Annotated in this window: 23 protein-coding genes and 1 pseudogene; 14 read left to right on the top strand and 10 right to left on the bottom strand. The window is 65.1% G+C overall.

What is annotated here, in order from left to right; all coding sequences use genetic code 11:
• Positions 1 to 135: 135 nt before the first annotated feature.
• From RIA72_RS05920 to RIA72_RS05905, 4 genes are all read left to right on the top strand, one after another.
• Positions 136 to 1,431, top strand: coding sequence for a spinster family MFS transporter (locus RIA72_RS05920; RefSeq protein WP_350031397.1), 1,296 nt, complete (start codon positions 136 to 138; stop codon positions 1,429 to 1,431).
• Positions 1,432 to 1,447: 16 nt separating this feature from the next.
• On the top strand, positions 1,448 to 1,843 hold the full coding sequence (locus tag RIA72_RS05915; RefSeq protein WP_350031396.1) for a nuclear transport factor 2 family protein: 396 nt from the start codon (positions 1,448 to 1,450) through the stop codon (positions 1,841 to 1,843).
• 10 nt (positions 1,844 to 1,853) lie between these two features.
• Positions 1,854 to 2,501: a carboxymuconolactone decarboxylase family protein gene (locus RIA72_RS05910; RefSeq protein ID WP_350031395.1), complete on the top strand. Its 648-nt coding sequence runs from the start codon at positions 1,854 to 1,856 to the stop codon at positions 2,499 to 2,501.
• Positions 2,502 to 2,643: 142 nt separating this feature from the next.
• Positions 2,644 to 3,237, top strand: coding sequence for a VOC family protein (locus RIA72_RS05905; protein ID WP_350031394.1), 594 nt, complete (start codon positions 2,644 to 2,646; stop codon positions 3,235 to 3,237).
• A gap of 65 nt (positions 3,238 to 3,302) precedes the next feature.
• On the opposite strand, the gene serB is transcribed toward RIA72_RS05905, so the two are convergent.
• Positions 3,303 to 4,187 (bottom strand): phosphoserine phosphatase SerB, encoded by an 885-nt coding sequence (serB, locus tag RIA72_RS05900; RefSeq protein WP_350031393.1) that lies wholly within the window; start codon positions 4,185 to 4,187, stop codon positions 3,303 to 3,305.
• Between serB and miaA the strand changes: the two genes are divergently transcribed.
• The 10 genes from miaA (at position 4,186) to rsmA (ending at position 15,312) form a co-directional block, all read left to right on the top strand.
• Positions 4,186 to 5,163 (top strand): tRNA (adenosine(37)-N6)-dimethylallyltransferase MiaA, encoded by a 978-nt coding sequence (miaA, locus tag RIA72_RS05895; protein ID WP_350031392.1) that lies wholly within the window; start codon positions 4,186 to 4,188, stop codon positions 5,161 to 5,163. The genes serB and miaA overlap by 2 nt on opposite strands.
• Positions 5,164 to 5,237: 74 nt before the next feature.
• Complete coding sequence (ilvB, locus tag RIA72_RS05890) at positions 5,238 to 6,992, top strand: biosynthetic-type acetolactate synthase large subunit (RefSeq protein ID WP_350031391.1); 1,755 nt, start codon at positions 5,238 to 5,240, stop codon at positions 6,990 to 6,992.
• Positions 6,993 to 6,996: 4 nt separating this feature from the next.
• Positions 6,997 to 7,515, top strand: coding sequence for an acetolactate synthase small subunit (ilvN, locus tag RIA72_RS05885; RefSeq protein WP_350031390.1), 519 nt, complete (start codon positions 6,997 to 6,999; stop codon positions 7,513 to 7,515).
• Positions 7,516 to 7,640: 125 nt separating this feature from the next.
• Entirely contained in the window at positions 7,641 to 8,681 is a 1,041-nt protein-coding gene (ilvC, locus tag RIA72_RS05880; RefSeq protein WP_350031389.1) for a ketol-acid reductoisomerase, read from the top strand.
• Between the two features lie 127 nt (positions 8,682 to 8,808).
• Positions 8,809 to 9,945, top strand: a complete 1,137-nt coding sequence (locus RIA72_RS05875; RefSeq protein WP_350031388.1) for an 8-amino-7-oxononanoate synthase — start codon at positions 8,809 to 8,811, stop codon at positions 9,943 to 9,945.
• Positions 9,942 to 10,706, top strand: coding sequence for an ATP-dependent dethiobiotin synthetase BioD (bioD, locus tag RIA72_RS05870; RefSeq protein WP_350031387.1), 765 nt, complete (start codon positions 9,942 to 9,944; stop codon positions 10,704 to 10,706). Before RIA72_RS05875 ends, bioD begins: the two co-directional genes overlap by 4 nt.
• 15 nt (positions 10,707 to 10,721) lie before the next feature.
• Positions 10,722 to 11,978 carry an adenosylmethionine--8-amino-7-oxononanoate transaminase gene (locus RIA72_RS05865; protein WP_350031386.1) on the top strand — a complete coding sequence of 419 codons (1,257 nt, stop codon included), beginning with the start codon at positions 10,722 to 10,724 and terminating at the stop codon, positions 11,976 to 11,978.
• Between the two features lie 138 nt (positions 11,979 to 12,116).
• A complete protein-coding gene (locus tag RIA72_RS05860) occupies positions 12,117 to 13,457 on the top strand; it encodes a peptidylprolyl isomerase (protein ID WP_350031385.1) in 1,341 nt (446 codons plus the stop codon).
• Positions 13,457 to 14,476 (top strand): 4-hydroxythreonine-4-phosphate dehydrogenase PdxA, encoded by a 1,020-nt coding sequence (pdxA, locus tag RIA72_RS05855; RefSeq protein ID WP_350031384.1) that lies wholly within the window; start codon positions 13,457 to 13,459, stop codon positions 14,474 to 14,476. Before RIA72_RS05860 ends, pdxA begins: the two co-directional genes overlap by 1 nt.
• Positions 14,473 to 15,312, top strand: coding sequence for a 16S rRNA (adenine(1518)-N(6)/adenine(1519)-N(6))-dimethyltransferase RsmA (rsmA, locus tag RIA72_RS05850; RefSeq protein ID WP_350031383.1), 840 nt, complete (start codon positions 14,473 to 14,475; stop codon positions 15,310 to 15,312). Before pdxA ends, rsmA begins: the two co-directional genes overlap by 4 nt.
• A gap of 478 nt (positions 15,313 to 15,790) precedes the next feature.
• On the opposite strand, the gene RIA72_RS05845 is transcribed toward rsmA, so the two are convergent.
• The 9 genes and pseudogenes from RIA72_RS05845 to RIA72_RS05805 form a co-directional block, all read right to left on the bottom strand.
• The gene (locus tag RIA72_RS05845) at positions 15,791 to 16,321 is read right to left on the bottom strand and encodes a tetratricopeptide repeat protein (protein WP_350031382.1); all 531 of its coding nucleotides are present in this window, start codon (positions 16,319 to 16,321) and stop codon (positions 15,791 to 15,793) included.
• 32 nt (positions 16,322 to 16,353) lie between these two features.
• Positions 16,354 to 17,544, bottom strand: coding sequence for an RsmB/NOP family class I SAM-dependent RNA methyltransferase (locus RIA72_RS05840; RefSeq protein ID WP_350031381.1), 1,191 nt, complete (start codon positions 17,542 to 17,544; stop codon positions 16,354 to 16,356).
• Positions 17,545 to 17,568: 24 nt separating this feature from the next.
• Complete coding sequence (gene guaB / locus RIA72_RS05835; RefSeq protein WP_350031380.1) at positions 17,569 to 19,026, bottom strand: IMP dehydrogenase; 1,458 nt, start codon at positions 19,024 to 19,026, stop codon at positions 17,569 to 17,571.
• Between the two features lie 223 nt (positions 19,027 to 19,249).
• Positions 19,250 to 19,948, bottom strand: coding sequence for a 50S ribosomal protein L1 (gene rplA / locus RIA72_RS05830; RefSeq protein WP_350031379.1), 699 nt, complete (start codon positions 19,946 to 19,948; stop codon positions 19,250 to 19,252).
• A gap of 4 nt (positions 19,949 to 19,952) precedes the next feature.
• Positions 19,953 to 20,384 (bottom strand): annotated as a pseudogene (gene rplK / locus RIA72_RS05825) (50S ribosomal protein L11).
• 269 nt (positions 20,385 to 20,653) lie between these two features.
• A complete protein-coding gene (locus tag RIA72_RS05820) occupies positions 20,654 to 21,589 on the bottom strand; it encodes an acyl-CoA thioesterase (protein WP_350031378.1) in 936 nt (311 codons plus the stop codon).
• A 109-nt stretch (positions 21,590 to 21,698) separates the two neighbouring features.
• Positions 21,699 to 22,235, bottom strand: a complete 537-nt coding sequence (gene nusG / locus RIA72_RS05815; protein WP_011541737.1) for a transcription termination/antitermination protein NusG — start codon at positions 22,233 to 22,235, stop codon at positions 21,699 to 21,701.
• A gap of 34 nt (positions 22,236 to 22,269) precedes the next feature.
• Positions 22,270 to 22,467: a preprotein translocase subunit SecE gene (gene secE / locus RIA72_RS05810; RefSeq protein ID WP_350031377.1), complete on the bottom strand. Its 198-nt coding sequence runs from the start codon at positions 22,465 to 22,467 to the stop codon at positions 22,270 to 22,272.
• A 157-nt stretch (positions 22,468 to 22,624) separates the two neighbouring features.
• Positions 22,625 to 23,971, bottom strand: a complete 1,347-nt coding sequence (locus RIA72_RS05805) for an MFS transporter (RefSeq protein WP_350031376.1) — start codon at positions 23,969 to 23,971, stop codon at positions 22,625 to 22,627.
• Positions 23,972 to 24,022 lie beyond the last annotated feature (51 nt).

Raw genomic sequence — 24,022 nt, 5'->3', positions numbered from 1 at the left:
GGCGGCGCTGGCAGCCCGAACCCGTCAAGGGGCCAGGCCTGCGAGCCGCCGCCGGCGGTCGACAAAAGCAATAGAAGAAGGACGAACCCGACACGCAGCGCGAACGGTCGGAAACGCCGTATTTTGAGGAATTTTATGACCGAGGCCACTGCCGCGACCACCGGCGCCGGAGCGACCGACAGCGGCCATGCGCTGCGCCGCAATGTCGCGCTCGCAATGCTGTTCATCGTCGGCACGATCAACTTCGTCGATCGCCAGCTGCTCTCGGTGCTCGTCGAACCGATCCGCGCCGAGATGCAATTCAGCGATACGCAGTTCGGCCTGCTGACGGGCTTTGCTTTCGCCCTTTTCTATGCTGCGGCCGGCGTGCCGGTGGCCATGATCGCCGACCGCTGGAACCGCGTGAAGCTGATCGGCATCGCCTGCATCGTGTGGAGCGGCTTTACCGCCGCATGCGGCATGGTTTCGAATTTCTGGCAGCTTGCCCTGATGCGTTTCGGGGTCGGTGCGGGCGAAGCGGGCGGGACCGCACCGTCGCTGTCGGTCATCGCCGATTATTATCCGCCCGCACAGCGTCCGCTGGCGATCGGGCTTTTCACCTGCAACGGCCCGTTCGGCGTTTTCGTCGGCGCGGCATTTGGCGCATGGGCCGCCGCCAACATCGGGTGGCGAAACGCCTTTGTCGTGATCGGCATCGTAGGCGTCCTGATCGCCCCGCTTTTGATCTGGCTGGTGCGCGAACCGGCGCGAGGCGCGATGGACACGCACAGGCCCGCCGACGAAGCGCTGCCCTTTCGCCAGAGCCTCGCGATGTTTGCCCGCCGACCTTCGCTGCGCATGGTGATGATCGGCAGCGGCCTTGCAGCGTTTGTCAGCTATGGGATGCTCAACTGGATCCCGGCCTTTCTGATGCGGACGCAGCAGATGCCGCTCGAAGCCATGGCGACCTGGTTCGCTCCCGCCGCGGGTATCACCTTCGGCGTCGGCATCCTCGGCGGCGGGTGGCTGGTCAGCCATCGGGCCAAGATTTCTGCGCGCGCTTATGGCACGATTCCCGCGCTTGCGACCGCGGTGCTGATCCCGACCTTCATCGCCGCGCTGCTCGTCGACAGCTGGCAGGTCTCGCTCGCGCTGATGCTGCTTCCGATGGCGGCCTGCACCGTTTATATCGCGCCGGCACTCGCCCTGGTGCAGAATCTGACGCCCCCGCGCAGCCGCGCGACGGCCGCCGCCTTGCTGATGCTGATGTTCAACATCGTCGGCCTGGGTCTCGGACCGCTTTTCGCTGGCATGATAAGCGATTTCCTCAAGCCCGAGTTCGGCGACGCCAGCTTGCGCTGGGCGCTGTTGGCGCTCATGCCTTTTGCCGCAGCAGCAGGCATCGCGCAGTTCGCGATGACGCGCCATCTCGACAGCGATTTTGCCGAATGAGCAAAGGATGGAGCCGATGACCGATCTTGACGATATCCGCCAAATGGCGACGCGCTTTTTCGATGCGATCGAGGCGGGCGACATCGAAACCATGCAGAACAGTTTCAGCCCCGATGCCGCGATATGGCACAATACGGACGAATTGATCGTCACCCCCGCGCAGACCGCACAGACGCTGACCGCCATGACCGCGCGGATCAAGGACCGCGAATATGCCGAGCGCCGCCTGACCGTCTTTCCCGGCGGCTTTGTCCAGCAACATGTGCTCAAAGGACGTCGCGTCCACGATGACGGCGAAGTCCGGCTGCCCTGCGCGATCGTGTGCAAAGTCGCGAATGGCAAGATCACGCGCCTCGACGAATATTTCGACAGCGCGCACGTCGCCGAGTTCCGCAAATTTGCGAATGCCTGAGGAGTAGCCCATGCCCGTTCTGCGCCAAGTTCCCCGTTCGGAAGTCACCGACGAGACCGTCACCGCCTATTACAACCGCCTGTTCGGCGACCGCGATCCCGTCGCCGAGCCGGGCACCGCGACCGGCACGCCCGGCGATTGGTGGACCGTTTACGCGCTCGCGCCCGACATCTTCAAACATGCGGTCGACGGCTTTGCCGTCTATCGCCACCCGGCGCGCAAGATCGATCCCGTACTGCGCGAACTGGGCCAGACGCGTGCGGGTTGGGTCAAGGGCAGCCAGTTCGTCTTTTCGCAGCATTGCAAATCGCTCCGCGGCCTTGGCGTCAGCGAAGAGAAGATCGCATCGATCGCGCATTGGCAGGTTGCCGACTGTTATGACGAGCAGGAACGTGCCGTGCTGGCCTATGCCGATTGTCTGAGCCAGGCGGGCGGGCGCGTCCCCCTGGAGGTGTTCGACAAGCTCAAGACCTTTTGGGACGACGAGCAGATTTTCGAATTTACCTACATCACCTGCCTGTACGACATGCACGCAGTGATCACCCGCGCCTTGCGCATGGAATATGACGCGCGCGAAGACCCGATCGTCGAGATCGCAGCGCCCGAGGGTTTCAATGCCGCCGACTTCCTGAGCGCGCCGCGTCCCGCAAAGGATTGAGCGCGGACAGCCCACCGGGCTTAATCGTCAATTAAGTTGACGATTAAGCCCGGTGCTGGTACAAGACTCATGCTCGGCTGGTACGAGTGGATGCAAAGCCGCCCCAGCGTCGCCGCAAACCGAACGATCAAGGAGATGGATGATGGCTGCAACGAACAGCGAATTCGAATTTTGCGGGGTCAATCACCTCGCGCTCGTATGCAAGGATATGGCGAAGACGGTCGCCTTCTATCGCGACATCCTGGGAATGCCGCTGACCAAGACGATCGACCTGCCCGGCGGACGCGGCCAGCATTTCTTTTTCGATATGGGCAATGGCGACAGCCTTGCCTTCTTCTGGTTCCCCGACGCCCCCGAAGCGGCGCCCGGAATTTCCGCCCCCGCAGCACTGCCGACGCAGGGCAGCTTCGTGTCGGCGCACGGATCGATGAACCACATCGCCATCAATGTTCCCGCCGAACGTTTCGATGAATATTATGAGCGGCTGGTGGACAAGGGCGTCGAGGTCACAAAAATCCTCAACCATGACAATTCGCCGACGCAAACGTCCGACGAAGTGAACGACGACGTCTTCGTACGCTCGGTCTATTTCTTCGACCCCGATGGCGTGTGCCTGGAATTTGCGGCATGGACCAAGACGTTCGACGACCGCGACGTCGCGCATGATCCCATGCGGGCCGACGGCACGAAGGCAGAGGGGATGATCACCCGCGCGGCGCCCGTTCCCGCCGAATAGCATTCCGGTCCACCGGAACTCCCCTCGGGGAACTCCTCCTGGCCCGGCCTTTGGCCGGGTTCTTTTTATCCGAGAACCCAGCTGCGCCGCGGATAGCCCTGGGCCCACAGCAGCGCGGTCAGGTCATGATGCCTGATGGCCGCATCGGCCGCCTCGGCGGCGGCGGGATGGGGATGATAACCGATGCCGAGCCCCGCCGCGGTGATCATCGGAATATCGTTCGCGCCGTCGCCGACAGCCAGCGTCTCGGCGAGCGGCAATCCGTGCTTCGCCGCTTCTGCCTTCAGCGTCTCGAGCTTCGCCGAGCTGTCGATGACGGGCTCGATCACCCGGCCCGTGAGCTTGCCGTCCCGTATCTCCAGATCGTTCGCGACGACCCTGTCAAAGCCGATCGCCTCCGCTACCGGCCCGGCAAAGGGCAGGAAGCCGCCCGACACCAGGATCGAAAAGGCGCCATGCGCCTTCATCGTCTGGACCAGCGTGCGAGCGCCGCGCGTCAGCCGCACGCGCTCCATCCGGCAATCGACCAGCCGGCTTTCCGGCATCCCACCGAGCAGCCCGACGCGTTCGTCCAGCGCCGCGCGAAAATCGAGTTCGCCGCGCATCGCGCGTTCGGTGATCGCCGCGATCTGCGGTTTCAGCCCCGCATAATCGGCCAGCTCGTCGATGCATTCGCAGGTGATCATCGTCGAATCCATGTCGGCGATGATCAGCTTCTTCGTACGGTCGCCCAAGGGTTGGATAACAATGTCGAGCGCGCCATGGTCCATCTGCGCCAATTCCTTGCGCGCGCTGACCAGGCTGCCGTGAAAGACGATGTCGGCGGCATCATGTTCGTCGATCCAGTGCGGCGCACCCACGTCATGCCCCGTCGCAGCCAGCCGGTCGATGCCTTCGCGAACCACCTCGTCGGTCAGCTTTCCGGCTGCTATCAGCGTCGCGACGAACATGGCATCTCCTTCTTTCTCGACCGCCAAAGCGCGGCTGCCTGTGGCACTTATCGCCGGACCCACCGCCAGCGGCAAGAGCGCTTTGGCGGTCGCGCTCGCAAAAGCGCTCGGAAACGGGACGCCCGCAATGGCAACGGTCGTCAACGCCGACGCGAGCCAGGTATATGCCGACCTCGCCACCCTGTCGGCACGCCCCACCGAAAAAGAGATGGAGGGGGTGCCCCACCGCCTGTTCGGCCATGTCGATGCGGCGGAGGCCCATAATGCCGCGCGCTGGGCGGACGAGGCACGCGACGTCATCGCCGCGGTCCATGCCGCGGGCGAGGTGCCCATCCTCGTCGGCGGCACCGGCCTTTATCTGCGCACGCTGCTCGATGGCATCGCACCCATCCCCGACATCGACCCGAAGGTCCGCGACGCCGTCCGCGCACTCCCGGTCGCCGAAGCCCATGCCGCGCTGGCGATGGCCGACCCCGCTGCCGCCGCCCGCCTCAACCCCTCCGACACCACGCGCGTCGCCCGCGCGCTCGAAGTCGTCAGCGCGACCGGCCGCACCCTCGCCGACTGGCAGCAAGCGCGCGAAGGCGGCATCGGAGACCATATCGCGCTCGTCCCGATCGTCCTTCTGCCGCCGCGCGACTGGCTCCGCGCGCGCTGCGACGCCCGGCTCGTCCAGATGTTCGACAGCGGCGCTGTCGAAGAGGTCGAGACCCTGCTGGCACGCGGTCTCGACCCCAGCCTTCCCGCGATGCGCGCGATCGGCGTCCCGCAGATCGCGCGCTATCTGCGCGGCGAAATCGTCCGCACCGAGGCCCTGCAAGCCGCGCAGGCGGCAACCCGCCAATATGCGAAGCGCCAATATACCTGGTTCCGCCACCAGCCCCCCGACGACTGGCCCCGCCACGAAGAATCATTAAACATCGATTCCATCGACCAATTAGTAATTTTATTACGCGATAGACTGTTGACAAGATAGAATCATACACCTATTGCCCGCAACCCTGTTGCAGCGCACAAGCGCTGCGTTTTTGCGTGGAAAGGAGTTTCGTCGTGACGGAAATGAGCGGTGCCGACATGGTGGTTCAGGCGCTGGTCGACCTTGGGGTCGACACGGTGTTCGGCTATCCGGGCGGCGCGGTCCTTCCCATCTATGACGCGCTTTTCAACCACCCGACGATCAAGCATATCCTCGTCCGCCACGAACAGGCGGCGACGCACGCAGCAGAGGGCTATGCGCGCTCGACCGGCAAGCCCGGCGTTGTGCTCGTCACTTCGGGACCCGGCGCGACCAATGCCGTCACCGGCATCACCGACGCGCTGCTCGATTCGATCCCGATGGTCGTGCTGACGGGACAGGTGCCGACGACGCTGATCGGCACCGACGCCTTTCAGGAATGCGACACGGTCGGCATCACGCGCCACTGCACCAAGCATAATTATCTGGTGATGGACCCCGACCGGCTGGGACCGATCATGCACGAGGCGTTTCACATCGCGACGCACGGGCGCCCCGGCCCGGTGGTGATCGACATTCCCAAGAATGTGCAGGTCGCGACCGGAACCTATTCGGTGCCCGAATTCATCCAGCACAACAGCTATCGCCCGCAGGTCGAACCCGACGCCGACGCGATTGCCGAGGCCATCGACATGATCGCGGCGGCCGAGCGCCCCGTCTTCTATACCGGCGGCGGCGTGATCAACGCCGGCCCCGATGCCAGCGCGGCGCTGCGCCAGCTCGTGTCGCTGACCGGCGCGCCGATCACCTCGACGCTGATGGGGCTCGGCGCCTTTCCGTCGGATGATCCGAAATGGCTGGGGATGCTGGGGATGCACGGCACCTATGAAGCCAATATGGCGATGAATCGCGCCGACCTGATCATCGCGGTCGGTGCGCGCTTCGACGACCGCGTGACCGGCCGCCTCGACGCTTTCGCGCCTGAAGCCAAGAAAATCCACATCGACATCGACCGGAGCTCGATCAACAAGATCGTCCCCGTCGACCTTGCGATCGTCGGCGATGCCGGCCGCGCGCTCGACGCGCTGATTGCCACATGGAGCGACAAGGGACACAAGGCGCGCGACCTTGGCGAATGGTGGCGCCGCGTCGACGGCTGGCGCGCGACGCGCTGCCTGGACTTTCCCGAAAAGAAGGAGCCGGGCGCCGACATCATGCCGCAGCGCGCGGTCAAGGCGCTGTTCGAGGCAACGCGCGGGCGCGATCCGATCATCACCACCGAGGTCGGCCAGCACCAGATGTGGGCGGCGCAGCATTTCGGCTTCTCGGCGCCGAACCGCTGGCTGACCAGCGGCGGGCTCGGCACGATGGGCTACGGCTTCCCCGCCGCGGTCGGCGCGCAGATCGCGAATCCGGGCCGCCTTGTCATCTGCATCGCTGGCGAAGCGAGCCTTCAGATGAACATCCAGGAAATGGGTACGGTCAGCCAGTATCGCCTGCCGGTGAAGATCTTCATCCTCAACAATGAATGGATGGGGATGGTCCGCCAGTGGCAGGAACTGACCTATGAAAGCCGCTATTCGAACAGCTATTCGGACAGCCTGCCCGATTTCGTGAAGCTCGCCGAGGCCTATGGGTGGACGGGGCTCCGCATCGACACGCTGGGCGAGTTGGAGGATGGCATCGCCACGATGATCGAGACGCCAGGCCCCGTGATCGTCGACTGCCGCGTCGCCAAGCTCGCCAACTGCTTCCCGATGATCCCGTCGGGCGCGGCGCACACCGACATGATCCTCCAGCCGAACGACATCGTCGGCACGATGGACGACGAAGCCAAGGCACTGGTGTAACCACATGAAAATCACTACCGAAGCCGGCGAGCGCCATGTGCTCGCCATCACCGTCGACAACGAGGCCGGGGTGCTCGCGAAGATCACCGGCCTGTTCACCGCGCGCGGCTATAATATCGAAAGCCTGACGGTGGCCGACATTACCGCCGACCATGCACTGTCGCGCATCACCATCGTCACCTCGGGCCCGCCGCCGATCATCGATCAGATCATCGCACAGCTCGACCGCCTTGTCCCCGTCCACAAGGTCGTCGACCTCACCGACGCGGGCGAAGCGCATGTCGAGCGCGAGATCGCGCTGGTGAAGGTCGCGGGCACCGGCGACAAGCGCATCGAGGCGCTGCGCATGGCCGACGTGTTTCGTGCGAAGGTGGTCGACACGACGCTCACCAGCTTCATCTTCGAAATCACCGGGACGAGCGACAAGGTCGATCGCTTTATCGCGCTGATGCGAGAATGCGGGCTGGTCGAGGTCGGCCGCACCGGCGTCGTCGCCATCGCCCGCGGGCCGGAGGCGCTTTAGAGTTTACCACTAACTTCGTCATCCCGGCGAAGGCCGGGACCTCACCGTTGCAGATGAACGCGAGGGCGAGATCCCGGCCTCCGCCGGGATGACGATCAGGCAAATGCACGAAGGAGTTTAATCCAATGCAGGTTTATTACGATCGCGACGCCGACCAGGATCTGATCAAGGGCAAGAAGGTCGCCGTCGTCGGCTATGGCAGCCAGGGCCACGCGCATGCGCAGAATATGCGCGACAGCGGCGTGAAAGAGGTCGCGATCGCGCTTCGCCCCGGTTCGCCGACCGCGAAGAAGGCCGAGGATGCCGGCTTCAAGGTCATGTCGAACAAGGAAGCCGCCGAGTGGGCCGACGTCATCATGATCGCCGCGCCCGACGAGCATCAGGCGAAAATCTATGCCGACGACATCGGCCCCAATATGAAGCCCGGCGCGGCGCTCGCCTTCGCCCACGGCCTCAACATCCATTTCGGCCTTATCGAAGCCCGCCCCGACATCGACGTCTTCATGGTCGCGCCCAAAGGCCCGGGCCACACGGTGCGCAGCGAATATCAGAAGGGCGGTGGCGTTCCCTGCCTGATCGCGGTCGCGCAGGAAGCGCAAGGGTCGGCCGCATCGGGCAACGGCTATGCCAAGGCGCTCGCGCTCAGCTACGCCTCGGCCGTCGGCGGCGGGCGCAGCGGGATCATCGAAACCACCTTCAAGGAAGAGTGCGAAACCGACCTCTTCGGCGAACAGGCGGTGCTCTGCGGCGGTATCACCCACTTGATCCAGGCGGGTTTCGAAACGCTCGTCGAGGCGGGCTATGCCCCCGAAATGGCCTATTTCGAATGCCTCCACGAAACCAAGCTGATCGTCGACCTCCTCTATGAAGGCGGCATCGCGAACATGCGCTATTCGATCTCGAACACCGCCGAATACGGCGACATCAAAACGGGTCCGCGCATCATCACCGACGAGACCAAGGCCGAAATGAAACGCGTCCTCGCGGACATCCAGTCGGGCCGCTTCGTCAAGGATTTCGTCCTCGACAACCAGGCCGGCCAGCCCGAGCTGAAAGCCAGCCGCAAGGCCGCCGCCGCGCACCCGATCGAACAGACGGGCGAAAAGCTGCGCGCGATGATGCCGTGGATCGCGAAGAACAAGCTGGTCGACAAGGCAAAGAACTGACCCCGGCCTTCGCCGGGCAGGCTCTCCAACAGGCCGTCATCCCGGCGAAGGCCGGGATCTCGCGATTGCGTTTCACGCGACGTTGAGATCCCGGCCTTCGCCGGGGATGACCTGGTTAGAGGACGTAATGCCGAACGCCCCCTTCGCCCCCCACCGCGCCGATCTCGCCGCGCTCGCTGCCGACGAACGACGCCGCGTGCTCGCACCGCGCAGCGGCGCCGACTTCGCCTCGAACGATTATCTCGCACTCGCGGGATCCTGCGCGCTGGCCGAAGCGATGGCGCAGGGGGCGGCGCGCGGCATTCCCGCGGGGTCGGGCGGCTCGCGCCTGCTGCGCGGCAATCATGCCGAGCATGAAGCGCTCGAAGCGCACGCCGCGCGCCATTATGGCAGCGCGGCGGCGCTCTTCTTCCCCACCGGCTTCGCCGCCAACGCCGCGATCTTCGCCACCCTGCCCCAGCGCGGCGATCTGGTCGTTCATGACGCGCTGATCCACGCCAGCGCGCACGACGGGATGAAGCTCGGCCGCGCGGGGCGGCTCGATGCGCGCCACAATGATGTGCAAAGCTTTGACGATGTCATCGCGCGCTGGCGCCGCGGGGGCGGCACCGGGACGCCGTGGATCGCGGTCGAAAGTCTCTATTCGATGGATGGCGACCGCGCCCCGCTCGCCGACCTGGCCGCCGTTGCCGAGCGCCACGATGCCATATTGATCGTCGACGAAGCCCATGCGACCGGGGTTTATGGGCCCGCGGGACAGGGGCTCGCGCATGATCTGGCGGGCCGCGACAATGTCATCACGCTGCACACCTGCGGCAAGGCGCTGGGTTGCGAAGGCGCGCTCGTCTGCGGCCCCGCGATCGTCCGCGATTTCCTGATCAACCGCGGCCGCCCCTTCATATTCTCGACCGCGCCATCGCCGCTGATGGCGTGGCTGGTGCGTCAGGCGCTGGAACTCATCGCCGATCAGCCGGAGCGCGCGGCGCGGCTGCAAGCGCTGGTCCGCCACGCCGAAAAGCGCTTTGCCGCGCTCGACATTTCCGCCAGCGGGTCGCAGATCATCCCGGTGATCCTCGGCGACAATGGCCGCACCATGCGCGTCGCTGCCGCGCTGCAGGCGGCGGGCTTCGATATTCGCGGCATCCGCCCGCCAACCGTCCCGCTCGGCACCGCCCGGCTGCGCGTCGCGATCACGCTCAATATCGACGAAAGCGACATTGACGCTATGACCGACGCGCTCGCGGTCGCTATGGCGGAGGCATGACCAGGCGCTTCATCGTCACCGGAACCGATACCGGCATCGGCAAAACCATCTTCTCCGCCGCGCTCGCGGGCGCGCTCGCCATTCCCTATTGGAAACCCATCCAGTCGGGCCTGGAGGACGAAACCGATAGCGAAACAGTCGCCAAACTCCTCCCTGCGCGAAGCGTGGGGAGATGGCAGTCCGAAGAACTGACGGAGGGGCATAAACGCGACGCTGCCGCGCCTCCACCATCGCCAGCGGCGACGGTCCACCTCCCCACGGCTACGCCGCGGGGTGGAATCCTTCCTGAAGCCTATCGCCTCGTCACCCCCGCCTCGCCCCATATCGCGGCGGAGATCGACGGCGTCACCATCGACGCGGATGCGCTCGTTCCGCCGCCGGGCGACCTGCTCATTGAGGGCGCGGGCGGCGCGCTCGTCCCGGTCACGCGCTCGCTCCTCTACGCCGATCTGTTTGCGCGCTGGCAGATGCCCGTCATCATCTGCGCGCGCACCGCGCTCGGCACGATCAACCACAGCCTGCTGACGATCGAGGCGCTGCGCGCGCGCAATGTCCCGATCCATGGGCTGGCCTTCATCGGCGACGCGGTCGAGGACAGCGAGGCGATCATCTGCGACCTCGGCCGGGTCCGCCGCCTTGGCCGCTTGCCGATTATCGACCCGCTGACGCCGGAAACGCTGGCAAAGGCGTTCGCGAAGAGTTTCGACGTCGCGGATTTCCAGCAACACGTCATCTCGGCGAAGGCCGGGATGACGAATTGAGGTAAGGCACCCAGCATGACTACCACCCCCTCCCCCGTCTGGCATCCCTTCACCCAGCACGGCCTCGGCGAGCCGATCCCGCGCATCGAGCGCGCTTCAGGCGCGCGCCTCTACGACGCCCACGGCAACAGCTGGATCGACGCCATCTCCAGCTGGTGGGTCACGACGCACGGCCACGCGCACCCGCGCATCATGGCGGCGATCCGCGATCAGTCCGAAAAGCTCGACCAGCTGATCTTCGCGGGCTGGACCCACGAACCCGCCGAAAGCCTCGCCGCCGAACTCGTCCGCATAACCCCCGACCCGCTCACCCGCGTCTTTTTCTCGGACTCGGGCTCGACCAGCGTGGAAGTCGCGCTCAAAATGGCGCTCGGCTATTGGTATAATATCGGCGAGGCGCGCAGCCGCATCCTCGTCCTCGATCACAGCTATCATGGCGACACGATCGGCGCGATGTCGGTGGGCGAGCGCGGCGTCTACAACCGCGCGTGGCAGCCGCTGCTCTTCGACGTGGGCACCATCCCCTTTCCATACGAAGGGCAGGAGCAGCGCGCGCTCGATGCGCTCGAAGCCGCGTGCGCCGGTAAACCCGCCGCCTTCATCGTCGAACCCCTGATCCTCGGCGCGGGCGGTATGCTCGTCTACCCGGCATGGGTGCTCGCCGAAATGCGAAGCATCTGCGCGCGATACGGCGTTCTCTTTATCGCCGACGAGGTGATGACCGGCTGGGGCCGCACCGGCACGCGTTTCGCCTGCGACCAGGCGGGAGTGATCCCCGACATCGTCTGTCTGTCGAAAGGGCTCACCGGCGGCGCCATTCCGCTTGCCGTGACGCTGTGTATCGAACCGATTTTCGAAGCGCATCTGTCCGACGACCGCGCGCGGCTCTTTTACCATTCGAGCAGCTATACCGCGAACCCGATTGCCTGCGCCGCCGCCAACGCCAATCTCGCCATCTGGCGCGACGAACCAGTACAGGCGCGGATCGACACGCTCGCCGAGATCCAGGACGCACATCTCGCCATGCTCGCCGCCCACCCACGCGTCGCCAACCCCCGTCGCCTCGGCACCATCGCCGCGCTCGACGTGACGGCGCCCGATTCGGGCTATCTTTCGGGTCTCACCCCCCGGCTCACCGCCTTTTATCGCGATCGCGGCATCCTTCTGCGCCCGCTCGGCAACAGCATCTATGTGATGCCGCCCTATTGCACGGGTGCAGAGGAGCTGGCGCAGATATGGGGGGCGATCGCCGCCTCGATCGACACGATCTGACCGCGCGCGCCGCTCAGCCTAGGTTCAGCGACGCCGAGCTATCTGCGGACGACAAATGGCTCCGGATAGCGGATTGCGCTGGACCATCGGGCGTATCGGCTGATACGGAGCGTCCGGACTTTCTCGAATAGGGTAAAGATGACCAGATTTTCGACCATGACCGGCCTGATTGCCTTGGCTGCCGCCGGCATTACCCCCGTGCTTGCGCAGACCGTTGCCGACAGCGAAGTGCCTGCGACCAGCCTCAACATTCCGGGCAATGTCCAGCTTTTCGGCGATAACAAGCCCAATGTGTATCGCCCTTCGGCAACGGTGAACGGCGAGATTATCACCGCAACCGACATCGAACAGCGCATGGCGCTGATCCGCATTGCGAATAATGACATCGAGCTGCCGCCCGAAGAGGTGCAGCGCCTGCGCAACCAGGTTTTCAGCAACCTGATCGACGAGAAGTTGCAGATACAGGAAGCGCGCGCGGCCGACATCACGATCGACGAAAATATCGTCAACGACCAGTTCGCGCGCCTTGCCACCCGGTTCAAGCAGACGCCCGATCAGTTCGCCGCCTATCTGGCGTCGAAGGGATCGTCGGCAGCCGCGGTCAAACAGCAGATCCGCGGCGAATTTGCATGGGACCGGCTGCTGTCGCGCAACATCCAGTCGACGACCAATGTTTCGACCGACGAGGTCGATCTGATCGTCAAGCAGATGGAAGCGGCCAAGGGCCAGGACGAATTTCACCTCGGCGAAATCTATTTGTCGGCGACCCCCGACAATATTGCTGCCGTCACCGAAAACGCCCGCAAGATCATACAGGCGTTGCAGGCCGGCGGCAGTTTTGCCGCCTATGCCCGGCAATTTTCCGAAGCGTCGACGGCGGTTGTCGGCGGCGACCTTGGCTGGGTGAAGGCGGCACAGCTTCCGGCGTCGATGGGCGAAGCCGCGATGCAGATGCAGCCGGGGCAACTGGTCGGACCGATCGAGGTGCCGGGCGGTATTTCGATCATGTTGATGATCGACCGCCGACAGGTGCTGACCGCCGATCCGCGCGATGCGATGCTCAGCCTCAAGCAGATTTCGCTCGATTTCCCGCCCGGCACGACACAGGCGCGGGCATCCGAACTGGCGGGCCGCTTTGCCGAAGCGACGCGCACGATTGCCGGCTGCGGCGCGGCCGATACGGTGGCGCAGCAACTCGGCGCGACCGTCGTGTCGCGCGACAATATCGCGATGCGCGCGCTGCCTGCCCCGTTGCAGGCCACGCTCGTCGACCTGCAAATCGGCCAGACGACGCAGCCATTCGGCGCCGCGAATGAAGGCATCAGCGTGCTTGTGCTGTGCGGTCGCGACATGCCGCAAACGGCAACCGCGCCGAATCTCGAGCAGATCGAACAGAAGCTGCTGGAGGAAAAGGTCAACAAGCGCGCCCAGCGCTATTTGCGCGACCTGCGCCGCGACGCGGTGATCGAATATAGCTGATGTCCATCGACGAGCATCGGCGCCCGATCGCGGTCACTATGGGCGACCCGGCGGGCGTCGGCCCTGAAGTCACCGCTCGCGCCTGGGCAGCGCGCCGCGAACATGATCTGCCCCCCTTTGTCGCGATCGGCGACATCGCCGCGGTCGATGCGGTCTGGGACGGACCGGTCGCGCGGGTCGGCGATCTGAAAGACGTCGGCCGCATCTTTGCGGGGGCGCTTCCCGTCCTGCATCTGGAGGATAGCGGCCCGCTGACGCCCGGATCGCCGACTGCGGCGGGCGCGACCTGTGCGCTCCATTCGCTCGAGACCGGAATCGGGCTGACGCGCAACCAGGCGAGCGCGGCGCTCGTAACCGGGTCGGTGTCCAAACACGCACTCCACGGCATCGGCTATACCCACCCCGGACAGACCGAGTTTATCGCCGAACGCTGCGGCGTCACTGCAACCAATGCGGTGATGATGCTGGCCGGGCCGTCGCTGCGCGTCGTTCCGCTGACCGTCCATATCCCGCTTTCCGACGTCTCCGAACGGCTGACGACCGAGCTGATCGTCGCCAAGGCGCGGATCGTCGCGCGCGGCCTGCGCCGCGATTTCGGAATCGACACGCCGCGAATTGCCCTCGCCGGCATGAATCCCCACGCCGGAGAGAATGGCCAGCTTGGCGACGAAGAGGATCGGATCATGCGGCCCGCCGTGGCGCAGCTCGCGAGCGAAGGCGTGCTGATCGAAGGGCCGGTTGCCGCCGATGCACTTTTTGCGCCAGGAATCCGTGATCGCTACGACGCGCTGCTGTGCGCCTATCACGATCAGGCGCTGGCACCGTTCAAGGCGCTGCATTTTCACGACGGCGTCAACCTGACCCTGGGGCTGCCGATCATCCGCACCTCGCCCGACCATGGCACCGCATTCAACATCGCCGGAACCGGACAGGCCGATCCCGGCCCGACCATCGCCGCGATCCGGATGGCAGCTCAGATGGCGGCGGCGCGTGAACGCAGCTGCGCGCCGGCAAAGTGACCATTCAGCCGCGCACCGCCCTGCCCCCGCTCCGCGAAACGGTGCGCGTCCACGGCCTGTCGGCGAGCAAGGCGCTCGGGCAGAATTTCCTGTTCGATGAACAATTGCTCGATCGCGTCGCAGCGCTGCCCGGCGATCTGAACGGCACGACGGTGTTCGAGGTTGGCCCCGGTCCCGGCGGCCTGACGCGCGCATTGCTCCGCGCGGGCGCAGAGGTGATTGCGGTCGAACGCGACGAGCGATGCCTGCCGCTGCTCGATGAGCTGAGCGAAGCCTTTCCGGGGCAGCTGACGGTGATTGCGGACGATGCCATGGCGGTCGACGTCGATGCGGTCACGGGCGGTGCGCCTTATCATATCGTCGCCAACCTGCCCTATAATGTCGGCACCGCGCTGTTCACGCGCTGGCTGGAGCCCGCCGCGTGGCCGCCGCGCTGGTTGTCGCTGACGCTGATGTTCCAGCTGGAGGTTGCCGAGCGCATCGTCGCGCCCGTGAACACGAACGCCTATGGCCGGCTCGCCGTACTGGCCCAATGGCGATCGAACGCCAAGATCGCGATGAAGGTGCATCGCTCCGCCTTTACCCCGCCGCCCAAGGTGATGTCGGCGATCGTCCATCTGACCCCCGCCGAACAGCCCGCAGGCGTCGATCCGCGCATCCTGTCGCGGCTCACCGAAAAGGGCTTTGGGCAGCGGCGCAAGATGCTGCGGCAAAGCCTGAAAGGTATCGAAGGTGCGGTCGCGGCCGCCGATGCGCTGGGAATCGACCCGACGCGCCGCGCCGAAACGGTGACGGTAACCGAATGGGTGGCCTTGGCCCGCGCGCTCACCCGCTGACGCTATCGCCATACCTGCACGGTCACCGGAAGTCTGCGCAGGGATAGAGAGCGGTCATTGCGCTCCTCGATACTAAGGGGCTTGTCCGTGGTCCGGTCAGCGTTGGAAGCGCCGAATGATCCAAAGGTCAGGAAAGATCAGCCTTGTGCAGCCTCCGCTTCGCGGCGCCCGGCGCATAGGGTGCGCGCCGCTGTTACACGCGTCCGGGGGCGGGATGGCGATCATTTTATCCACCAATTGAAAGAACCGGAACAAGGGCTCGGACAGCCGGATAATATAGGACAGCGCTTTTGCAGCGGCTGTCGGCCTTGGGGTGGGAAGCGAACATTGCTTCAGAGCGTCGCCCCCGCGAAGGCGGGGGCCGCAATCGGCCTTTTCCTGCGTCGCTGCGTAAACCGACAGCGGCCCCCGCCTTCGCGGGGGCGACGGCTAATTCCGGTCGCAAGCGGACCTTCTCCCCTCTCCAGGGAGCGAGCGTCTAATTCTGGCCGCTGGCGGGCTTCACCGTGGCGACGACCGGCTTCGGTACCAGCACTTCGGCAGCAACGACGCGCTTCGAGGCGCTCGCGTCGATAGTCTTTTCCAGGCTGGCCACCTGCGCGCAGCTGTTCTTGCACAGGCGCTGCGCCTCGGCGAGCTTTTCGCGGGCGAGTTCAAGCGCACCCTTGTCGGCCAGCGCCTCTCCCTGTCCGGTCAACGCAACGACGTCATTGGGTTCGAGTATCAGCGCCTCGCGGTAAAGGCCGATCGCCTTGCCCGGCAGCCCCTGCGCGCGCGCAACCTGGGCCAGCGCAATGATCGCTGAACGGTTGCGCGGATCGGCGGCGAGCGCCGATTCATAATAGTCGATCGCAAGATTCAGATCGCCGCTTTCCTGTGCCTGCTGGCCTTCGTGCTGAAGCGCGATCGAGCGGGGAAGAATGTCGTTATCGGCGCGCTGCGCATCGGAGGCGGTCGGCAGGCTGGCCAGGACAAGACCGGCGCCAATGGCCAGAAAACTGATGCGCATCGCATTCTCCCATCGCTTCATTGCAGGCGATGCTAACATGGCGATGTCAGCCGTGCGAGAAAAAATCCGTCGCAGCGATCATGCGCCGGGGTGAGCAGAAAACCTGCGCCCGCGGTGCGTCCCAGCCCCACCGGCAGATAGCCCGTGTCGGCCGTCCAGCCCGGATTCCGGTTCAGAAAATCATCCACCTGTGCCCGCCCCTCGCGCGCGATGATCGAGCAGACAGCATAAAGGAGTTTGCCGTCCGGCGCCACCAGATCGGCGCCGATGTCCAGAAGCTTCGCCTGATCGGCGAGATGGCGGTCGAGCCGCGCGGGGGTGAGGCGCCAGCGCAGTTCGGGGCTGCGCCGCCAGGTGCCGCTGCCCGAACAGGGCGCGTCGACAAAGACGCGATCCGCCCGGCCCTGCCAGTCGGCGAGCATTGCGCCTTCCTGCCCCGGATTGAGCAAGCGCGTTGCGATACGCGTGACCCCGGCCCGCTCGGCGCGCGGCGCAAGCTGTTGCAGCCGGGCGCGATTGGTGTCGCAGGCAAGAATATCGGCGGCGTTGCCGGTGAGCGACGCGATGGCGAGCGTCTTGCCGCCGCCGCCCGCGCAAAGATCGACGATCGCCTGCCCCGGCGCGGCATCGAGCGCGGCAGAGGCATATTGGCTGGCGGCGTCCTGCACCTCGAAGCGCCCTTCGGCATAGGCGGGGTGCTGGACCGCGGCGGTTTCGGCCGGCAGGCGCCAGCCGTCCGGCGCGCCGGATATGGCTTCGCCTTCGGGAAAGAGCGCCGCCAGATCGTCGCGCGCCGCGTTGATGCGGTTCGCGCGAAGGTCGAGCGGCGCGCGCGCCAGCATCGCATCATGCTCGCTTTCGCCGACGAGCGGATCGAACAGGTCGAGCAGCGCGGGTGCGGCGAGCCCGGTTTCGGCGCGCGCTTCGCCGGGGGCGATCGGCGCGGGACCATAGGCTGAGCCGTCGAACAGCGGCGCGAGTTCGCTCTGCACCTCGGCGAGCGCCAGCATCGCGGCGCGCCCCGACACGGGCGCCGAGCGGACGAGCCGGATCGCGTCATAGACATGGCCGCGGATCGCACGGCGGTCCTTCGATCCCGCGTAGCGGCGCGCGCGCATTGCTTCGGCAAAGATGGCGTCGGCGGGCGCCCCGCCCTCGCGCGCCGCGGCGGCGATGGCGTCGAGAATTTCGATCGCGGTCTGGACGCGCGCGGCGGGCGTCATGGTTTCAGCTTCCTATCAAGGAAATCAACCCGCGGGATAGTTGGGCGCCTCGCGCGTGATCGCGACGTCGTGAACATGGCTTTCGCGCAGCCCTGCATTGGTGATGCGCACGAACTTTGCGCGCTCGCGGAAATCCTTGAGGGTGCGGCTGCCGGTATAGCCCATCGCCGCCTTCACGCCGCCGACCATCTGGTGGATGACGTCCTTTGCGGGACCCTTGAACGGAACCTGTCCCTCGATGCCTTCGGGAACCAGCTTCATCTGGTCCTTGATGTCCTGCTGGAAATAGCGGTCGGCGCTGCCGCGCGCCATCGCGCCGACGCTGCCCATACCGCGATAACTTTTATAGGTGCGCCCCTGATAGAGAAAGGTTTCGCCCGGTGCCTCGGCAGTGCCCGCGAGCATCGATCCGACCATCACGCTCGACGCCCCCGCCGCGAGCGCCTTGGCGACGTCGCCCGAGGTGCGGAGGCCGCCGTCGGCGATTACCGGCACGCCGAGTTTCGACGCCGCCTCGACACTGTCCAGAATTGCGGTCAATTGCGGCACGCCGACACCCGCGACGATACGCGTCGTGCAAATCGACCCCGGACCGATGCCGACCTTCACACCGTCCGCGCCCGCGTCGATGAGCGCCTTGGTCGCATCGCCCGTCGCGACATTGCCCGCGAGCACCTGTACGCGATTGGACAGCTTCTTGATCCGCTCGACTGTCGCGCCGACACCCTTGCTGTGACCGTGCGCCGTATCGACGACGATGAGGTCGCATTCGGCCTCGAGCAGCGCCTCGGCGCGCTCGACGCCCGAATCGCCGGTGTTGGTCGCCGCGGCAACGCGCAGCCGGCCGTTGCCGTCCTTCGTCGCTTCGGGGAAATTGACCGCCTTTTCCATATCCTTGACGGTGATCAGGCCGATGCAATGATAGTCGTCGTCGACGACGAGCAGTTTCTCGATGCGGCGCTGGTGCAGCAGTTTGCGCGCCTCGTCCTGCCCGACGCCCGCGCGCACCGTCGCGAGATTTTCGGCGGTCATCAACTCGCGCACCGGCTGGCCGGGATTGTCGGCAAAGCGCACGTCGCGATGGGTGAGGATGCCGACAAGCTTGCCGCCGGTTTCGACGACGGGGATGCCCGAAATCCGGTGCTGGTCCATCAGCGCAGTGGCATAGGAAAGCGGCGCGTCGGGGGTGATGGTGATGGGGTTGACGATCATCCCGCTTTCAAAGCGCTTCACCTGCCGCACCGCCGCGGCCTGTTCCTCGACAGTCAGATTGCGGTGGAGGACACCGATGCCGCCGATCTGCGCCATCAAAATCGCCATGTCGGCCTCTGTCACCGTGTCCATCGCCGACGACAGGACGGGGATATTGAGGCTGATCTCGCCGGTCAGCTGGGTCGACAGATTGGCGTCCGACGGCAGAATGTCCGACGGTCCCGGCACCAGCAACACGTCGTCGAAGGTCAGGCCGGTGATGATTTCCATGGGTGCCACTTTCCGGTGCGGGCGGCGCCTGTCCCACGCATTCGGGGCGGCACGCGCGAATCATTTGGTGGCGGCCCATGTAACCAGTCGAGCCCCGACGCGCCAGTGGGTCGCGCACGATTATTTCGCGGGGTTATGCCTGGATTCCACCTCAAGCCATCACGGCCCAACAAGAAAGGGCCGGAGTTTCCCCCGGCCCTTTCCAAATTCCTGTTCGCTGCGATCAGGCGCCGGCAAGCTCAGCCGTGTCAACCTTGACGCCCGGACCCATCGACGAGGACAGCGCAACCTTGCGGACATATTTGCCCTTGGCGCCGGCGGGCTTCGCCTTCACGATCGCGTCGACGAAGGCGTCGAAGTTCTGGCGGAGCTTTTCCTCGCCGAACGACAGCTTGCCGAGGCCGGCGTGGATGATGCCGACCTTTTCGACGCGAAATTCGATCTGGCCGCCCTTGGCTGCCTTGACCGCTTCGGCGACGTTCGGGGTGACGGTGCCGAGCTTGGGGTTCGGCATCAGGCCCTTCGGACCCAGCGTCTTACCCAGGCGGCCGACGATGCCCATCATGTCCGGCGTCGCGATGACGCGGCCATAGTCGAGGTTGCCCGCGAGCATGTCTTCCATCAGGTCTTCGGCACCGACCTTGTCGGCACCGGCGGCCAGCGCCTTTTCGGCATTGTCGCCGCGCGCGAACACGGCGACCTTGACGTCCTTGCCGGTACCGGCGGGCAGCGTCACGACGCCGCGGACCATCTGGTCGGCGTGGCGCGGATCGACACCGAGGTTCATCGCGATTTCGAGCGTTTCGTCGAACTTGGCCGAGGCCAGCTCGCGCACCAGCTTGATCGCTTCGTCGACGCCATGGAGCTTCAGGGCGTCAACCTTGCCCTCAAGGGCCTTCTGCTTCTTGGTCAGCTTTGCCATCGGTTCAGCCCTCCGTCACTTCGAGGCCCATCGAGCGGGCGCTGCCTTCGATGATCTTCGTCGCCTGTTCCAGGTCGTTCGCGTTGAGATCCTTCATCTTGATCTCGGCGATTTCGGTCAGCTTCGAGCGCGCGATCTTGCCGCCGCTGATCTTGCCGGGTTCCTTCGAGCCCGACTTCAGGTTCGCGGCCTTCTTGATGAGGTAGGTCGCCGGGGGCGTCTTGGTGACGAACGAGAAGCTCTTGTCGGCATAGACGGTGATGATCGTCGGCGTCGGCGTGCCCTTGTCGAGCCCGTCGGTCGCGGCGTTGAACGCCTTGCAGAATTACATGATGTTGACGCCGCGCTGACCCAGTGCCGGCCCGAGCGGCGGCGAGGGGTTGGCGGTGCCGGCGGGCACCTGCAGCTTGATATAGCCGCTGATTTTCTTGGCCATGATGGCCTCCTTTCTTTCTGTCGCCGCGAACCGGGGTCCGGGGCTCAAAATAAGCGGTCAAGCAGAGGGTTATCACGCCTCCTCCCGCGCGGAATCGCATCCGTGTCTGATGCGAAGCGGCGCGGTTAGCCGTAAGCGGCAAAAATTGCAAGCGGTGGCGTGAATGGCAGTGGCGAGATCCCGGCCTTCGCCGGGATGACGATTGTGAGGAACGGTGCCTTTCTTCGTCATCCCGGCGAAGGCCGGGATCTCGACCTATCGGTCTTCGGTCACACCGGCGGCCGGTAGCGCACGAGGCCTTCCTGCGCCGCGGTCGCGATCAGCGTGCCGTCCTGGCGATAGATCGACCCGCGACAAAGGCCGCGATCGCCGCCGGTCCATGGGCTGTCCATGACAAAGACGAACCATTCGTCGACGCGCACCGGCCCGTGAAACCACATGGCATGGTCGAGGCTGGTCGAGACCATGCCCGGCGACCAGAAATTGACCCCATGCGGCAGCATCGCCGACGACAAGAGCCCCATGTCGGAAGCGAAGGCGAGAAAGCCGGTGTGAACCAGCGGATCGTCGCCGATCGGTGCAGCGACGCGGAACCATTGATAATGCTGTGTCGCCCGTTCGGACGCGGGCGGACGAAAACTGCGCACCTCGAACGGCCGCCGCCGCGCCATATGGGCGAGGTGCCGGTCAGAGATATCGGGATCGGCCGCGATGAAATCGGTGAAGTCCCAGCATTTGTCCGGCGGCAGCAATCCCTCGGGCATCGGCACTTGATGCGACAATCCCTCGGCCGGGATCTGGAAGGAAGCGGTCAGGTTGAAGATGACCTTGCCGTCCTGACGCACGACGACGCGGCGGTTCGAAAAGCTGCGCCCGTCGAAGTCGCGGTGGATGCGGAAATGGAGCGGCTTGGTCTCGTCGCCGCCGCGCAGGAAATAGGCGTGGAGCGAATGGACGCGCTTGCCCTCTTCCACCGTGCGCGCGGCGGCCATCATCGCCTGCGCAATCACCTGCCCGCCGAAAATGCGGTCGCGCTCGGTGGTCGGAAGCGCGGGATAGGTGAACTCATCCTCCAGCCCCGGCACCGGATCGAGATCGAAAAGCCGCGCGACCGCGCCGACAACCTTGGCCGCATCGACGCCGGCGTTGATTTCGCGCGCGCGGTCGATGCGTGCCTGAAACTCTGCGGGAGAGAGGGATGTCACGGTTCCGGGCCCCTTTCGTCATTCCGGCGAAAGCCGGAATCTCCCGCTATCATGCCGCAATGCCTTGCGAGATCCCCGCTTTCGCGGGGATGACGACCTGTGGGGGTCGTCACTTCATGCGTTCGACCTGCTCAAAATCGAGCTCGACGGGCGTGGCGCGGCCAAAGATCGAAACGCTGACCTTGACACGCGCCTTGTCGAAGTCGAGTTCCTCGACCACGCCGTTGAAGCTGGCGAACGGACCTTCGAGCACCTTGACCTGGTCGCCGATTTCGTAATCGACGCGGATTTCGGTCTTGGGGCGCGCCGCGGCCTCTTCCTTGCTGTTGAGGATGCGCGCGGCTTCGGCCTCGCTGATCGCCTGCGGCTTGCCCGACGAACCCAAGAAGCCCGTGACCTTCGGCGTATTCTTGACGAGGTGATAGACATCGTCGGTCATCGTCAGCTTGGCGAGAACATAACCGGGGAAGAATTTGCGTTCGGCCTGCACCTTCTTGCCGCGCTTCACCTCGGTGACGGTTTCGACGGGCACCTCGACCGCCTCGACGAAGTCGGTGAGACCCATGCGTTCGGCCTCGGCAAGCACCGAATCGCGAACCTTGTTTTCGAAACCCGAATAGGCGTGAATGATGTACCAGCGCGCCATAATTGTCCCTGTCCTGTGTCGTTGATCGCGGGCGTCAGCGCGCGAGCGAGGTCAGCCAGCTGACGATCGCGTTGAAAACCGTATCGACGCCCAGGAAGAAGAGCGACAGGATCGTCGCCATGATCAGCACCAGGATCGTCGTCTGCACGGTTTCGCGGCCGGTGGGCCACACGATCTTGCCGGCTTCGGTCTTTACCTGATTGACGAACTCGCCGATTTTGACCTTCGCCATGCCCGTTCCGTCCTCGTAAGCGTCAAACTAGCCGGTCAGATGGGTTGCCGCTCCCGGCGCGTCAAGCGCGCTGCGGGCAATAGTCCGCCCACCCTCCCCGAGCATGTCGGCGAAAGGCGGAAGGAAAACGGCGCATCTGTCCGAATGAAAGCGGCCTTTACTTGGGCGGCGCGGCGATTGCAAGCGCGGGGTCGCGTGCAAAAATGCGCTGGATCAAGAGCAGCAGCAGGATCATGGCCGCCCAGCTGGCGGTCGGCTGAAGCGCAAAGAGAAGATGCAGTTCGCGCGCCGCGGCTTCGCCCTGCCCCGGCTCGAAGCCGACCAGATCGAGCATGAGATAACTGACTGCGATCGCCGCCGCGACGCCGAATTTCTGCATCAGATTGAGGAGCGCGAACAGAAAGGCCGCGCGCGACCGGCCGCAGCGTTCGGCATCGCGCGGAATGAGGTCGGCAAGCATCGAATGGATGAACAACAGCCCCACAAACCCCGTGCCCAGCATCAGCGAGAAGATCACTGCCTGCGCAAGTCCGCGCGGCGACTGCCAGAGCGTTGCCACAAGGAGGGTGGAGATGAGGAGCGCCATCACGATCATCATCGGCGGCTTTCCAAACCGGCGGGCAAGAAAGGTCCACACAGGCGACGCCAGCGCGCCGCCGACGAAACTTGCGAACAAAAGCACCGCGCTCTGGGCGTCGAGCCCGAGCACCGCATCGGCAAAGAAAATGAACAGCGCGGTGAGCGACCCAAAGGCAAAGCTGTTCAGAAACTGGACGCCGAAGAGCAGAATCAGCGCCGGAAAGGCGAAGGATGCGCGGATTTCCTGGCGCCAACCGAGCCCCGGCTCGGCGACGATGCGGCGGCGCGGAATACGGCCGATCGCATAGAGCGCGATCGGCGCCATCAGCAGGAACAGGCTGGCATAGGCAATGATCCGCCCTTGCAGGCTTATCGACGGCAGCAGCAACTGCGCCGCCGCGGGCGCGGCGAACGCCAGGATCAGCGCGATCTTCGCGAACCAGTCGCGCATCCCGTACAGCATCGCACTGTCGGCGGGCGTGCGCACGAGCGCCGATCCCCACGAAAGCTGCGCCACCTCGTACAGGCTGAAGCTCGAGTAAAAGAACACCATCGTCAGGAACAGCGCGGCGAACGGCAGGCGATCGCCGACCGTCACGAGCGCGAGCAGCAGCAGGGCGAGCGGTGCCAGCGCGATCAGCATCCAACGCCGATGCGCGCCAAGGCCGGTACGGACCCGATCGACCATCGTGCCGATGAGCGGATCGACCACGCCGTCCCAGATCGTCGTGAGCGAAAAGAGCAGCCCGACAAGCGCGACCGGGATCACCCCGCCTTCGGCAATATAGGGCGGCAGATAGACGCTGAACGGCAGCGCGAGCATCGCCGTCGGCCCGGCGGTCGCGGCATAGGCAGCGACCACACGGGGACGCAGCGTCGATACCGGGCCGCCGGAAACGGCCGAGGGCAAAGCGGTACTGGCCAAAGCGCGACGCTCCCCCAAAACAGGAAGCGCGATGCTTTCAGCTATTGACAG

Source organism: Sphingopyxis sp. (assembly GCF_040216815.1).
Classification (GTDB): Bacteria; Pseudomonadota; Alphaproteobacteria; order Sphingomonadales; family Sphingomonadaceae; genus Sphingopyxis.
Note: the sequence above shows the minus strand (reverse complement) of the source record. Positions and strands in the feature narration are given on the sequence as shown.